The sequence below is a fragment of the Streptomyces sp. NPDC002588 genome, from assembly GCF_040295925.1.
In the GTDB taxonomy this organism is placed as follows: Bacteria; Actinomycetota; Actinomycetes; order Streptomycetales; family Streptomycetaceae; genus Streptomyces.
In genome coordinates this window covers 112,937-127,112 of the sequence record NZ_JBEOWF010000019.1, presented here as the reverse complement: position 1 = coordinate 127,112, position 14,176 = coordinate 112,937, and the positions used below count along the sequence as shown (strand labels likewise).

Sequence of the window (14,176 nt, the reverse complement as noted above, 5' to 3'; positions counted from 1 at the left end):
CCCCGAAGACGTCTGGGCCACCGGGTTCGGCGGTGGCTACCGTAGGGTTACGTCTATTTAACACGCAAAACTCAATATGTAATGCAAGCTTGGAAAGCACAAGGGGGTGCGCATGACCGGGCGTCCGGGACGGACCGGCAGGGCGGGCAGTCAGGCCAGCGCCGGAGATCTGCTGGAACTGGTGCGCAGCGGCCGGGCGACGACACGGGGTGCCCTCCAGCAGGCCACCGGCCTGTCCAGGGCGACCGTCGGCCAGCGCCTGGACCGGCTCTTCCGCGCGGGCTGGCTGCGCGAGGGCGCCGGCGGCCCGGTGGACTCACCGCTCGGCGGCCGCCCCTCCATCACCCTCGAGTTCGACGACGCGCACGCCGTGGTGCTGGCGGCCGACCTGGACACCCGTCACGCACGGGCGGCCGTCCTCTCCCTGACCGGCGAGATACTCGCCGAGCACGGCGGCACACTGCTGATCGAGGACGGCCCGGACGCCGTGCTCGGCGAGCTCGGCGGCTGGTTCGCGGAGCTCCTGGAGAAGGCGGGACACCGGCCGGAGGAGGTCTGCGGCATCGGACTCGCGGTCCCCGGCCCGGTGGACACCGAGACGGGCCGCGTCGTCCAGCCGCCGATCATGCCGGGCTGGGACGGCTACGACATAAGAGGCCGCCTCGTCAGGGCGTTCACGGAACGCGCCGGGGCGCCCGCGGTCCCGGTCCTCGTCGACAACGACGCGAACCTCATGGCGTACGGCGAACAGCGCACCGCTTACCCCGAGTGTTCGGCGTTCGTCCTGGTCAAGGTGTCGACGGGTATCGGTGCGGGGGTCGTCGTCGACGGCTCGGTGTTCCGCGGGATCGACGGCGGAGCCGGGGACATCGGGCACATCAGGGTTCCCGAGGGCGCTCAGGCGCTGTGCCGCTGCGGGTCGTACGGCTGTCTCGCGGCGGTGGCGAGCGGGGGCGCGGTGGCGCGGCGGCTGGCCGAGGCCGGAGTGCGGGCGGCCTCGGGTTCGGACGTGCGGGACCTGCTCGCGGCCGGGAATCCGGAGGCGGCGGCGCTGGCGCGGGAGGCGGGCCGCAGGGTGGGGGACGTACTGGCGACGGTGGTGACACTGCTGAACCCGGGGGTCCTGATGATCGCCGGAGATCTGGCCGGGACCGCCTTCCTGACCGGGGTGCGCGAGCTGCTCTACCAGCGGGCGCTGCCCCGCTCCACCGCTCATCTGGACGTGGTGACCTCGCGGCTGGGGGAGCGGGCGGGGCTGGTGGGGGCGGGCGCGATGGTCGTGGAGTATCTGTACGCGCCGGATCGGGTGGAGGAACGGCTGGCGGCGCTGGGGGTGTGAGGGAGGGCTCGGCAGCCGATCGGTTGCTGGTCCCGGATGTGTGAGGGACCCTCGTGTGACGAGGGTGTTTCCCTTGCCCCGCCGGTTCCGGAGGGCGTCCGCATGGTGAAATCCGCAGTCCGTCGGCGGGCCTCGGCGGCGTGATTCTCGCCACCCCTGAGGGGGGTTGTGCTCAGATGAGCGGATCATGGATCGAATGCACTTCTCCAAGGAGTGGCACTGGGTGCCATCCCTTGATCGTTCATCGATCGAAATCAGACGTGGAGGATGCTGCTCATCTGAGCGTAAAATGTCGTCAGAGAGAGGGTGTCGCGTTCAAGAAGTGAAAACATCGGCGGCTCTGCGCTTGCCAAGCCTTGACTTTCAATCCGGTGGCGGACGACGGGTTACAGGCGCATGACGCGTAAGTGGACGTACCCAGGCGCCTTCGATCTGGGTATGTTCCTGGCCGTCAGGGCAGCCACCGCGTCCTCGAGGAGTCGAGACCCGTGTCGGAAAACAAAGATCTCCAGGTAACCGAGCAGGCCGCGAGCGTTGAGGGCGTGAAGTTCGTCTACGACTTCACCGAGGGCAACAAGGACCTCAAGGACCTCCTCGGCGGCAAGGGCGCCAACCTCGCCGAGATGACCAACCTGGGCCTTCCCGTCCCGCCGGGCTTCACCATCACCACCGAGGCCTGCAAGGTCTACCTCGACAGCGGCGAGGAGCCGGCGGCACTGCGTGACGAGGTGAGTGCGCACCTCACCGCGCTGGAGGACCGCATGGGCAAGAAACTCGGCCAGCCGGACAACCCGTTGCTGGTGTCGGTCCGCTCGGGCGCCAAGTTCTCCATGCCCGGAATGATGGACACCGTCCTGAACATCGGGCTGTCGGACAAATCGGTCCAGGGCCTGGCCGCCCAGGCCGGCGACGACCGCTTCGCCTGGGACTCCTACCGCCGCCTGATCCAGATGTTCGGCAAGACGGTCCTCGGCGTCGACGGCGAACTCTTCGAGGACGCCCTCGAAGCGGCGAAGGCGGCGAAGAAGGTCACCGTCGACACCGAACTGGAGGCGGCCGACCTGAAGAAACTGGTCACCCGCTTCAAGAAGATCGTCAAGACCGAGGCCGGCCGCGACTTCCCGCAGGACCCGCGCGAGCAGATGGACCTCGCCATCCACGCGGTCTTCGACTCCTGGAACACCGACCGCGCGAAGCTCTACCGCCGCCAGGAGCGCATCCCGGGCGACCTGGGCACGGCGGTCAACGTCTGCTCGATGGTCTTCGGCAACCTGGGCCCGGACTCGGGCACAGGAGTGGCCTTCACCCGTGACCCCGCCTCCGGCCACCAGGGCGTCTACGGCGACTACCTGCAGAACGCGCAGGGCGAGGACGTGGTCGCCGGCATCCGCAACACGGTGCCGCTCGCCGAACTGGAGCAGATCGACAAGAAGTCCTACGACCAGCTCCTGGGCATCATGGAAACCCTGGAGAACCACTACAAGGACCTCTGCGACATCGAGTTCACGATCGAGCGCGGCCGGCTGTGGATGCTCCAGACCCGCGTCGGCAAGCGCACGGCGGGCGCGGCCTTCCGCATCGCCACGCAACTCGTCGACCAGGGCCTGATCGACGAGACGGAGGCACTCCAGCGCGTGACGGGCGCCCAGCTCGCGCAGCTGATGTTCCCCCGCTTCGACGAGCACGCGAAGACCCAGCAGGTCGGCCGGGGCATCGCCGCGTCACCGGGCGCGGCCGTGGGCAAGGCGGTCTTCGACTCGTACACGGCCGTCAAGTGGTCCCGCTCGGGCGAGAAGGTCATCCTCGTCCGCCGCGAGACGAACCCCGACGACCTGGACGGCATGATCGCCGCGGAGGGCATCCTGACCTCCCGCGGCGGCAAGACCTCCCACGCGGCGGTGGTGGCGCGCGGCATGGGCAAGACCTGCGTCTGCGGCGCGGAGGAGCTCGAGGTCGACACCAAGCGCCGCCGGATGACGGTCCCGGGCGGCCACGTGGTGGAAGAGGGCGACGTCATCTCGATCGACGGCTCGTCCGGCAAGGTCTACCTGGGCGAGGTCCCGGTGGTCCCCTCCCCGGTCGTGGAGTACTTCGAAGGCCGGATGCACGCGGGTGCCGACGACGCCGACGAACTCGTGGAGGCGGTCCACCGCATCATGGCGTTCGCGGACCGGAAGCGCCGACTGCGCGTCCGCGCCAACGCCGACAACGCCGAGGACGCGCTGCGGGCGCGCCGCTTCGGCGCCCAGGGCATCGGCCTGTGCCGCACGGAGCACATGTTCCTCGGCGACCGCCGCGAACTCGTGGAACGCCTCATCCTGGCGGACACGGAGACCGAGCGCGAGGAGTCGCTCAAGGAGCTTCTGCCGCTGCAGAAGGGCGACTTCATCGAGCTGTTCGAGGCGATGGACGGCCTGCCGGTGACGGTCCGCCTGCTCGACCCGCCGCTGCACGAGTTCCTGCCGGACATCACGGAACTGTCCGTCCGCGTGGCGCTGGCGGAGTCCCGCCAGGAACCCCACGAGAACGAACTGCGGCTCCTCCAGGCCGTCCACCGGCTGCACGAACAGAACCCGATGCTGGGCCTGCGCGGCGTACGCCTCGGCCTCGTCATCCCCGGCCTGTTCACGATGCAGGTCCGCGCGATCGCGGAGGCCGCGGCCGAACGCAAGAACGCCAAGGGCGACCCGCGCGCCGAGATCATGATCCCGCTCGTCGGCACGGTCCAGGAACTGGAGATCGTCCGCGAGGAGGCCGACCAGATCATCGCGGAGGTGGAAGCCGCGACGGGGGTGGCCCTGAAGCTGTCGATCGGCACGATGATCGAGCTGCCGCGCGCCGCGCTGACCGCCGGTCAGATCGCGGAGGCGGCGGAGTTCTTCTCCTTCGGCACGAACGACCTCACGCAGACGGTGTGGGGCTTCAGCCGGGACGACGTGGAGGCGTCCTTCTTCACGGCGTACCTCGAGCGGGGCATCTTCGGGGTGTCCCCCTTCGAGACGATCGACAGGGACGGCGTGGGCTCACTGGTGAGCGCTGCGGCGAAGGCCGGCCGCGAGACCCGCCCCGACCTGAAACTCGGCGTCTGCGGCGAACACGGCGGCGACCCGGAGTCCGTCCACTTCTTCCACGAGGTCGGACTCGACTACGTCTCCTGCTCCCCGTTCCGCATCCCCGTGGCCCGCCTGGAGGCGGGACGAGCGGCGACGCAGTCCGCGGGCAGCGACCATCGCTGACACGGAGGCTCGGGCGGTCGGCGCCGCCCGCTGATCCCCCTTGACCCCGGAGCCGCCGCTGGTCCCCGACCCTCACCGATCGGCGACGGCTCCGGCACGCAAAAGGAGGGCGACACCCTGTGCGGGGGTGTCGCCCTCTTGTGCATCATCTGCGGAGACTGTCAAGCCATGCGCTGACCAGGGAAAATGGCGTTTGGTGGCATTGGTTGCCGTTGAACCTGCGTGACGCTGTTGTGCCCTCGTTGTGCCCTCCACATGAGGCTGGGTTCCGTCACGAGCCGTCACTAAAGGATCCCTGTCGCGGCTTGCGGGCAAGGCTGAGCCCCCGGCCGTACTGAGTAGCGGGATCTACGACCCCCGTCAGGTGGTGGTGTACACCGGGGCGCTGCATCCCTCCGTGAAGACGGTGGGGCTGTCCCCACCGTTCCAGTGCCCGACGCATGCCCTGATCGAAAGGGTGTAGCGCTCGGGGTAGTTCTTGTTCTTGTAGCGGGTCTCGCCCCAGCCGGCGGTGTTGTACACGCGTCCTTGCCGTACGACGTCCCCGTGAGCGTCGGTGACCTGCCACAGAGCAACTGCCGAGTAGCCGTCGGACTGCGTGTCGGTGATCACCCACCAGTCGCCCGTCTTCATGAAGCAGGCGGTGGTGCGGTGGCTGCCATCGCCGGTGTACCAGCCACCTTCGGCACATACCTCGCTGTTGCCCTCGGGCATGGGCGAGGCGGTGGCGAGGTCTATCTCAGCGGTGGCTGCGGATGCGTTGGTTGCAACGAGCATGAGCGTTGCAGCGCCCGCACCCAGGGCAGTAAGGACACGTCGTATTCGCACAGATCTCCTTATGTCATGCGCATGAATGAATCATGCTCCTGTGGGTTTATAGCAGGTAGACAATCGTGAGGTCCCGCGCCACCGGGCGCCCATGCCTGCGTTGATGCCGCTGCGCGCAGGCCGCGTACGGGAGGCAACGTTCGGCAGCCAGAGCAGCGGGAAACGGTAGGTGGGTCAGCCTGTGGGTGTGCCGATCTGGTCGCGCTCCAGTGCGGAGCGGAGCTGAGAGAGGGTCTGCGCCGCGGTCGACATCGCGGCCCCGTCGAGTGGGTCTCCGATCAGCTCGGTCAGCCGCTCGGTGAAGGTGCCCTCCGCCGCGTCGACCAGCTTCACGCCGGCGTCGGTCAAGGCCAGCAGCGATGACCGGCGATCCGACGGATTCGGCTGCCGCACGACCCATCCCTGCTTCTCCAGGCGGTCGACGCCCTTGCTGGTCGCCCCGATGCCGACCGCGAACTCGGCAGCGAGGTCCGCGACCCGGGACCCGGGATGGTCGCGGAGGTGGCGCAGGAACTCGAACTGCGACGTGACGATCCCGTGCCGCTCGCGAAGACGGTCGTTGAGGGCGTTGTACAGACGCGTCTCGCAACGGACGAGGTCGGCGAAGAAGCCCGGGAGGTCGACAGTGCCACTCAACTTGTATGCCACGGCATATAGTGTAGCGGCAGCTACTTAGGACGGGAGCATCATGAGCAAGGAACAGCGCGCGATGATCGACGCGATACTGCGGCAGCCCCGGCCCGAGGGCCCTCGGCCGGTCGAGGAGCTCCGAGCCGGGTTCAGGGCGATGATGGCCAAGATGATCGTCCCGGCCGGGATCCGCACCACTTCCACGACACTCGGCCCCCGCCCCGCACTGCTCGTCGAGCCGGTCGACGGCCCGCGCGCCGGGACGATCCTGTACTTCCACGGCGGCGGCTACGTGTTCGGCTCCCCCGAGACCGCGTTGTCGCTGACGGGCAACCTCGTGGCCAGGACCGGGCTCAGGGCCCTCTCGCTGGACTACCGGCTCGCGCCCGAGCACCCCTTCCCGGCCGCGATCGCGGACGCGCTGAGCGCCTACCGCGCACTGCTCGACAGCGGCGAGGACCCCTCGGCCCTCGTGTTCGCCGGGGACTCCGCCGGCGGTGGCCTCACCGTCACCACCTGCCTTGCCGCCCGCGACGCGGACCTCCCGATGCCCGGCGCGATCGTGGCGTTCTCCCCCGGACTCGACGCCACCCGAACCGGCAGGAGCATGGACACCAAAGCAGGCATCGACCCGTTCTTCACGCGCGAGACTCTGGAACACACCGGGGCCATGTACCTCGCGGGGCAGGACCCGGACCACCCCATGCTCAGTCCGGCCGTCCTCGCCGACCTGACCGGTTTCCCGCCGATGCTCCTGCAGGCGGGCACCAACGAAGTGCTCCTGGACGACTCCACCCGCCTCGCCGCGCGCGCGAGAGCCGCGGGAGTGGACGTCGTCCTCGACATCACCGCCGACGTGCCCCAGGTGTTCCAGTCGTTCGCCGGCGTCCTCGACGAGGCCGATGAGGCACTGGACCGCGCGGCCCTCTTCGTCACCCAGCACATCCGCACCCCGGACACGGTGAGCGCGTCGGCGGCGTGAAAACCGGTCGGCAGCCTCACTTCCGACACGGTGTCAGCTGCGGCGTAGGCGGATGTAGGTCGTGTCGGCCGGACCGGGGCGGTGGTGGCCGTCCGGGTGCCAGGCGTGGCGGGTGTAGAAGGCGTGGGCTCGGGTGTTGCGGGACCAGTGTTCGAGTACTCCTGTGGACAGGGATGCCTCGCGGAGGCGGTCCACGAATGCCGTGTGGAGGTGGGTGCCGATTCCCTGGCCCCAGTGACCTGGACGGACGTGGATCTGGTGCAGTTGGGCCGCGGTGGTGGGGGACACGTCGGCGTCCAACGGGGGGCCCATGGCGAGGATGCCCACCAGTTCGTCTGCCTGGGTGGCGCACAGGACCGTGAGGGCGTCGTCCTCGACGGCGCGTCGCCACATCGCTCGGCGGCGGGACAACGCCTCGGGGTGGGAGTGGAGTTCCGGGTCCGTGTCCGGTAGCCCGCCCGCGCGGTAGTACGCGGTGCGGGCCTGCGTGTGCAGGTCGGTGATCTCGTCCAGGTCGTCGAGGCGCGCGGGGCGCAGCAGAGTGTGGTGAGTCGTCACGGTGGTGTGACGCCGTCGCCGCGGGGCGTGGTTGCGGAGGTGTGGGGCGTGGGCGGGGCGTCGTAGGCTTCGAGGGGAGCGGTAGTTCGGTAGTGGAAGGGGCACCGTCATGTCCGGCTGGAGCGTGCACGACATTCCCGGTCAGAGTGGTCGCCTCGCCGTCGTCACCGGGGCCAACAGCGGCCTCGGGTACGTCACCGCGCGGGAACTCGCCCGTAAGGGGGCCCGGGTGGTGCTGGCCTGCCGCAGCGAGGTGCGGGGGCGGGCCGCCGTCGAGCGGCTGCGGGGTGAAGTGCCGGACGCCGATGTGGAGTTCGGGCGGCTCGACCTCGGGGACCTGGCCTCCGTGCGGGAGTTCGCGGCTTCGTACGATCACCCGCTCGACCTGCTGGTCAACAACGCCGGTGTCATGGCGCTGCCGTACTCCACCACCGTCGACGGCTTCGAGACGCAGTTCGGGGTCAACCATCTCGGACACTTCGCCCTCACCGGGCTGTTGCTGCCCGGGTTGCTCGCCGCGCCCGCCGGGGCCCGGGTCGTCACCGTGTCCAGCAAGGTCCATCTGCTGGCCAACATCGATCTGCGTGATCTCAACTCCGAGCGGAGATACCGCCGTTGGGTCGCCTACGCTCGGTCCAAGACCGCCAATCTGCTGTTCACGCACGAGTTGGCGCGGCGGGTGGCCGCCGCCGGCGTCGATGTCGTGGCGGCCGCCGCGCATCCGGGGTACGCCGACACCAACCTCCAGACCGCCGGGCCGCGGGCGGAGGGGCGGCGGATCGCGGAGCGGCTGATGAAGCTCGGCAACCGGATGGCCGCCCAGTCCGCCGAGGCCGGCGCGCTGCCCGCCCTGTACGCCGCGACCGCGCCCGGAGTCCGGCCGGACTCGTTCACCGGGCCGTCCCTCGCGATGTGGCGCGAGGCTCCCGCACCCTCGCGGCGGGCGCCCTGGACGACCGACGACGCGGTCGCCCGGCGCCTGTGGGACGCCTCCGTGGAACTGACGGGCGTGTCCTACGACGCCCTCAAGGCCGACTGACGCCCTCGGGGGCGAGGCGTTTCCTCCCCGCCGGGGCGCGAGTGACGACCTCGGGGCCGAGTGACGTCCCGCGGCCGAGTGACGCCCTCGGGGCGGATTGACCTCCCGCCGCGGAGTGGTGTCCCCGCGGACGCGGGACGTCGCGCGTCATCTCCCCGCGTAACCCGGTGCGTACTCCTCCGCGTACCGCTGTGCGAAGTCCTCCGGCATCGGGGTGGTGTCCAGGTAGAACCACTCCGCGGTCGGGCCGGGGGCGGCGGTGTGGGTGACCGGGGGCGAAGGGGCCGGGCGGCGCGGCAGGGGGCCGGGGTCCGGCATCCGTCCGGCCCACGGGTCGGCGCTCGGGCCGGTACTCGGCTCGGGGGCCGGTTCCTCGCGCTCCGTCGCGGTCCGTCCCGTCGCCGGGCCCGGCATCAGCAGTTCCACCCGGAGTCCCTTGCCGCGCTGCTGGGCCGTGAACTGTTCCACCTGGCTGCGGCAGGCGTGGTCGAGATGGGTCACGCCGGTGAGGTCGAGGCGGATGCGGGGCTTTCCGGCCTGCGCCGCGGACTCCAGGGCCTCGATGACCTGGGGCAGCCGCAGGAACGTCGCGTTCCCGGCCATGACCACCTTCGCGGTGTCCTCCTCGATGTGCTGCCGGATCACCGTCTGCGACATCCGTACGGCGGCCAGCACGATGCCCGCCGCGAGGCCGATCAGGACGCCTTCCAGCAGGGCCGTGGCGACGATGACCAGCGTGGTGACCGTCATCACGACGAACTCGCCGCGGTCCTGCCGCCACATCTTGGGGAACTCCTCCGGCGCGAACAGCTTCCAGCCGCTGTGGATCAGCACGCCCGCGAGGACGGAGATCGGGATCAGGGCCAGCACCTGGGGGAGGAGGATGGCGAACGCGAGGAGCCACAGGCCGTGGAGGACGCGGGAGAGCCGGGTCTTCGCACCTGCCTGGACGTTCGCCGAACTGCGGGCCACCACCGCCGTGATGGGGAGGGCGCCGAGCAGTCCGGCGACCGTGTTGCCGGCGCCCTGGGCGATCAGCTCGGGGTTGTAGCGGGTACGCGGACCGTCGTGCATACGGTCGACCGCGGCCGCCGTGAACAGGGACTCGGCGGAGGCGATCACCGTGAAGGTCAGGATCGCCGTGATGATCCCGGCGTCCGCCAGGCCCGCGAACTGCTCCGCGCCCGGCACGTCGACCGAGGCCAGCAGGTTGCCCACCTGCAGCGTCTTGATCTCGACGCCCGGGAGCGCGGCCACCGCGATGCCGATGCCCACGGCGACCAGGGCCGCGGGGATCTTCTTGACCGGCCCCGGCATCTTCTTCCACAGGAAGCTCAGGCCGACGGTGACGGCGCCGAGGCCCGCCGCGATCAGCGCGTTCCGGTCGGCGAAGGTGTCCGCGAGCAGACCGGGGATGCCAGCCATGTTCTCGATCGGAGTGCCGGGGGCCTTCGAGTCCATCGCCGGGTACGCCTGGCTGAACATCAGCGGCAGACCGATGCCGGCGAGCATGCCCTGCACGACGGCCAGGGAGATCGCCTGGAAGAAGCGGCCCATCTTCACCAGGCCGAGGACGATCTGCAGCAGGCCCGAGAAGAGGACGATCACGCCGAGCATCGCCACGCCGTGCTCCAGCACGGTTTCCGCGACCAGTGCGGCGAGGCCGGCCGCCGGGCCGCTGACCTGGAGCGTGCTGCCACGCGCCGCGCCCACCACCAGACCGCCGATGACACCCGAGATGATGCCCAGTTCGGCGGGGACACCGGAGGCCACCGCCACGCCGATGCAGAGGGGGAGCGCGACCAGGAAGACCACCAGGGACGCGGTGATCTCGGTGGCCAGGTCGGCCTTCGGGCCCTTCGCGAGATTCGACGGATTCGACGGAGCCGACAGATTTGGCGGATTCGGTGGATTCGGTGGATTCGGGGGCCTCGCCGGATGGCCGGCCGTGTCGTGCACATGGGTGTCGGGCCTGGGGGTGCGGGCCCTGGGGTCGCGGGCCCGCATTCCGCGGGGCCTCGTCGCGTGTGCGCCGCTCATGCCGCGTGCACCCGGAACAGGCCGTCCTCTTCCAGCTCGTGCACCCGGCCGGTGTCCACCTCGTAGTACCAGCCGTGCAGCCGGAGTCGCCCCGCCTCAAGCCGCCGCCGCGCCGCCGGGTAACTCCGCAGCACGGCAAGCTGGTTGACGACGTTCAGCTGTGCGATGTCCGGCAGGCGCGGGTCCTCCACGACACCGTCCAGGACGGGGGCCAGCCGGGGCCGGGCCAGTTGCAGCCAGGCGTCCACGCCCGGCAGGGCGGACAGGTCGTCGCCGGACTTGAGGGCGCTCATCGCACCGCAGTGGGAATGACCACACACCACGATGTCCTGAACGCCGAGCACCTCGAGCGCGTACTCGATGGTGGCCGCCTCACCCGAGGCGCCCTCCTTGCCGTGCGGCGGAACGATATTTCCCGCGTTTCGCAGCTCGAATATCTCGCCGGGTCGCGCGCCCGTTATCAGGGCTGGAATCACCCGCGAATCCGAGCAGGTGATGAACAATGCCTCGGGATGCTGGCCCTCGGCCAGCCGCCGGTATTCGCCGCTCTCGAAGTCGACGCGCCGTTCGAACGAGCGGGCGCGGTCCAGCAAGTCTTTCACGGTTCCTCCTGGTGTCCACCGGTGCTCTCGGTGCTTGTCGGTGGTTCTCGGTGCTTTCATCCCAGGTCAGAGCTGGTCGTCATGGGGGTACGACCAGTTCCCCATCACCGTAGAGGAGCCTTTGCCAGGCGAAGGTTAGAGGAACACTAAACCGCCGACAAGAATGGGACAGTTTTTGTCCCTCCCCGTCTTCGGCTGAGCCACTGCTCACATTCTTCGGATTGATACGGCGTTTTATCGGTCGCTCTTGTACCGTGGCGGTTCCACGGAACACACGAATGAGAGTTCACGGGAGAGACGGGAACGCATGGGCGCAGAAGTCCTGCTCATCGAGGACGACCAGACGATCGCCGAACCGCTCGTAGAGGGCCTCGGGCACTTCGGGCTGACGGTGCATCACGTCAGCACCGGGAACGAGGGGTTGAGAGGCCCCTACGGCGATGTCGTCCTGCTCGACCTGGGGTTGCCCGACCTGGACGGCATCGACGTCTGCCGCGGTATCCGACAGGTCTCCGACGTTCCCATCATCATCCTCAGCGCGCGGGGCGAGGAGGCCGACCGGGTGCTCGGCCTCGAACTGGGGGCGGACGACTATCTGGCGAAGCCGTTCAGCATGCGGGAGCTGGTGGCCCGGGTGCGGGCCGTGACACGGCGCACCCAACGGGGTCTGCAGGAGCGGGAGTTCACCGAGACGGTCCCGAGCTCCCACGCCCGGCCACAGCACCAGCCGCAGCCGCAGTCCCAGCCCCGATACGAAGCGCGGCAACCGCAGCAACCGCAGCCCACCGGCGGTGCCGTCGGTCCGCTGGTCGTCGACCGGCGGACCCGGCAGGTGTGGGTGGGGGAGGACACGGTGACCCTGACGCCCAAGGAGTTCGAACTCCTCGCGCTGCTCACGGAGGACCCGGGGGCCGTGTACTCCCGGCAGCAGATCCTCGACCGGGTCTGGGACCCGCACTACGAGGGCCCGACCAAGACACTCGACGTCCATGTCGCCACCCTTCGCCGGAAGTTGGGCAACCCGGCGTGGATCCAGACCCTGCGCGGAGTGGGCTTCCGGCTGGCGGTGCACACCCAGCCGCCGGCCGCCGCTCCGCCACCGGTGACCTACCCGTCCGCCCCGCAACCGGCGTACGAGCAGCAGACCTACCCCTCGCTGTTCGAATCCCCGCCCGCCTACGACGTCTCCCACCAGCCCTCGGCCTCCGGCTACGAGACCCGCGACTCCTACGACTCGTACGAGCCCCACGACTCATACGCGTCCCACGCGTCCCACGACTCCTACGCGCCCTACGACTCCTTCGACTCCTTCGGCTCCTCCTACGACCCCCCGCCCGCCCGCTCCCGCCCCGCCCCCGCCCCCCACCCCTCGGCGGCCTACTGATGACCCGGCGGCTGCTGCTCAGCTACCTCACGCTCGCCGCGCTGCTGCTGCTGTGTCTGGAAATCCCGCTGGGTTTCGTCTACTCGCGGGGTGAGCGGGAGCGGGTGATCAACGCGGCGAAGGACGAGGCGGAGTCGGTGTCGGCGTTCGCCTCGCTGTCCGTGTCGGCGGGGCGGGCCGCGGAGGACCTGCCCGAGCGGGCCGCCCACTGCGCCGAGCGCATCGGCGGCATGGTGCTGATCGTCGACCAGGACGGTGCCCTGCTGGCCACCTCGCATCCGCTCAGCGCCGCCGAGCAGCACAGCCTCGCCTCCTGGCCGGGCATCGCCGCCGCCCTGCGTGGCACGGCCACCGCGGATGTGCGCACCTCCACCATCGGCGGGGTGCAGTACCTCGCGGTGGCCACGCCGGTGCGGCACGGCTCGCAGAAGCTGGGCGCCGTACGGATCACCGTGCCGACCCGGATGGTGCACGAACGGGTGCACCACGTCTGGCTGTTGCTGGTCCTCGGCGGACTGGTGGCGCTCACCGCGGTCGCCGTCATCGGCTTCGGCATCGCCCGCTGGACCGGCCGGCCCATCCGTGAACTGGAGAACGCCACCCATGAGTTGGCCGTCGGCGGCACCGCCGTACCGGTGGCGATCACCAAGGGGCCGCCGGAGGTGCGCTCCCTCGCCGCCACGTTCAACCGCACCGCCGCCCGTCTGGAACACCTGCTGGCCTCCCAGCGTGCCTTCGCGGGAGAGGCCTCGCACCAGCTGAAGACCCCGCTCGCGGCGCTGCGGCTGCGGCTGGAGAACCTGGAGAACGACATCGCCCTGAACGCGCGGGGTTCGCTGACCGCCGCGCTGACCGAGACCGACCGGCTGGCCCGGATGGTCGAGGGGCTGTTGGCGATGGCCCGGCTGGACGAGAGCGCGGCAGAGCCGGAGCGGATCGATCTGGCGCAGGTGTGCGGGGAACGCCACCGCGCCTGGCGGCCGTTGTACGAGCAGCACGGCGTCTGGCTGGCACTGGCCGGGGACTGGGACTGCACGGGCGAGGTGCTGGCGCTGCCCGGCGCGGTGGAGCAGATCCTCGACAACCTGCTCTCCAACGCGCTGCGGGTTTCGCCCCCCGGCTCCTCGGTCTCGATCGACCCGCGCCGCCCCGCGTCGCCCGAGCGCCGCTTCGCGCACCGGCACCCGTCGCCCGAGCGCCGCTTCCCGCACCGCGCGTCCGGACCGGGGTGGATCGAGCTGCACGTCATGGACGAGGGGCCCGGGATGACCGAGGAGCAGCGGCGGCGCGCCTTCGACCGCTTCTGGCGTGCCCCGGACGCCCCCAAGGGCGGTACGGGCCTCGGCCTGGCCCTGGTGCAGCGGCTCGCGCACGCGAGCGGCGGCGAGGTGGTGCTGCGGCAGGCACCGCGCGGCGGCCTCGACGCCGTCGTACGGCTCCCGGCGGCCCCGGCCGGCCCCGGCGGCCCCGCCGCCCCGTCCCAGCGACCGACGAGACCCCTGCAGACGACGGCACCGGGCCGGCTGTGACCGCCGGAC

Annotated in this window: 10 protein-coding genes and 1 pseudogene; 6 read left to right on the top strand and 5 right to left on the bottom strand. The window is 70.3% G+C overall.

Annotated features, from left to right (window positions below):
- Positions 1-112: 112 nt before the first annotated feature.
- Both ABT057_RS22915 and ppdK read left to right on the top strand, forming a co-directional pair.
- Positions 113-1,339, top strand: a complete 1,227-nt coding sequence (locus ABT057_RS22915; protein WP_352345262.1) for an ROK family transcriptional regulator — start codon at positions 113-115, stop codon at positions 1,337-1,339.
- 488 nt (positions 1,340-1,827) lie between these two features.
- Positions 1,828-4,575 carry a pyruvate, phosphate dikinase gene (gene ppdK / locus ABT057_RS22910; protein ID WP_502973952.1) on the top strand — a complete coding sequence of 916 codons (2,748 nt, stop codon included), beginning with the start codon at positions 1,828-1,830 and terminating at the stop codon, positions 4,573-4,575.
- Positions 4,576-4,935: 360 nt separating this feature from the next.
- On the opposite strand, the gene ABT057_RS22905 is transcribed toward ppdK, so the two are convergent.
- On the bottom strand, positions 4,936-5,352 hold the full coding sequence (locus ABT057_RS22905) for a hypothetical protein (protein WP_352345260.1): 417 nt from the start codon (positions 5,350-5,352) through the stop codon (positions 4,936-4,938).
- A gap of 225 nt (positions 5,353-5,577) precedes the next feature.
- A complete protein-coding gene (locus ABT057_RS22900) occupies positions 5,578-6,051 on the bottom strand; it encodes a MarR family winged helix-turn-helix transcriptional regulator (protein WP_352345258.1) in 474 nt (157 codons plus the stop codon).
- A gap of 40 nt (positions 6,052-6,091) precedes the next feature.
- Here ABT057_RS22900 and ABT057_RS22895 point away from each other — a divergent pair, with 40 nt between their 5' ends.
- Complete coding sequence (locus ABT057_RS22895) at positions 6,092-7,015, top strand: alpha/beta hydrolase (protein WP_352345256.1); 924 nt, start codon at positions 6,092-6,094, stop codon at positions 7,013-7,015.
- A 33-nt stretch (positions 7,016-7,048) separates the two neighbouring features.
- Here ABT057_RS22895 and ABT057_RS22890 read toward each other — a convergent pair whose 3' ends face one another.
- Complete coding sequence (locus ABT057_RS22890; RefSeq protein WP_352345254.1) at positions 7,049-7,573, bottom strand: GNAT family N-acetyltransferase; 525 nt, start codon at positions 7,571-7,573, stop codon at positions 7,049-7,051.
- A gap of 109 nt (positions 7,574-7,682) precedes the next feature.
- Here ABT057_RS22890 and ABT057_RS22885 point away from each other — a divergent pair, with 109 nt between their 5' ends.
- Positions 7,683-8,612: an oxidoreductase gene (locus ABT057_RS22885; RefSeq protein ID WP_352345252.1), complete on the top strand. Its 930-nt coding sequence runs from the start codon at positions 7,683-7,685 to the stop codon at positions 8,610-8,612.
- A gap of 147 nt (positions 8,613-8,759) precedes the next feature.
- Here ABT057_RS22885 and ABT057_RS22880 read toward each other — a convergent pair whose 3' ends face one another.
- Positions 8,760-10,652, bottom strand: coding sequence for a SulP family inorganic anion transporter (locus ABT057_RS22880; RefSeq protein WP_352345250.1), 1,893 nt, complete (start codon positions 10,650-10,652; stop codon positions 8,760-8,762).
- Positions 10,649-11,254: a carbonic anhydrase gene (locus ABT057_RS22875; RefSeq protein WP_352345248.1), complete on the bottom strand. Its 606-nt coding sequence runs from the start codon at positions 11,252-11,254 to the stop codon at positions 10,649-10,651. The genes ABT057_RS22880 and ABT057_RS22875 overlap by 4 nt, the downstream gene beginning before the upstream one ends.
- A gap of 307 nt (positions 11,255-11,561) precedes the next feature.
- Here ABT057_RS22875 and ABT057_RS22870 point away from each other — a divergent pair.
- Positions 11,562-12,356 (top strand): annotated as a pseudogene (locus tag ABT057_RS22870) (response regulator transcription factor); the annotation flags it as partial.
- A gap of 281 nt (positions 12,357-12,637) precedes the next feature.
- Positions 12,638-14,167 (top strand): sensor histidine kinase, encoded by a 1,530-nt coding sequence (locus ABT057_RS22865; protein WP_352345246.1) that lies wholly within the window; start codon positions 12,638-12,640, stop codon positions 14,165-14,167.
- The last annotated feature ends 9 nt before the right edge of the window (positions 14,168-14,176 follow it).

Excerpts from the sequence above, each read along its gene's own strand:
- ABT057_RS22915 (WP_352345262.1), top strand. The coding sequence starts at position 113 with ATGACCGGGCGTCCGGGACGGACCGGCAGGGCGGGCAGTCAGGCCAGC.
- ABT057_RS22905 (WP_352345260.1), bottom strand. The coding sequence starts at position 5,352 with ATGCTCGTTGCAACCAACGCATCCGCAGCCACCGCTGAGATAGACCTC.
- ABT057_RS22895 (WP_352345256.1), top strand. The coding sequence starts at position 6,092 with ATGAGCAAGGAACAGCGCGCGATGATCGACGCGATACTGCGGCAGCCC.
- ABT057_RS22885 (WP_352345252.1), top strand. The coding sequence starts at position 7,683 with ATGTCCGGCTGGAGCGTGCACGACATTCCCGGTCAGAGTGGTCGCCTC.
- ABT057_RS22880 (WP_352345250.1), bottom strand. The coding sequence starts at position 10,652 with ATGAGCGGCGCACACGCGACGAGGCCCCGCGGAATGCGGGCCCGCGAC.
- ABT057_RS22865 (WP_352345246.1), top strand. The coding sequence starts at position 12,638 with ATGACCCGGCGGCTGCTGCTCAGCTACCTCACGCTCGCCGCGCTGCTG.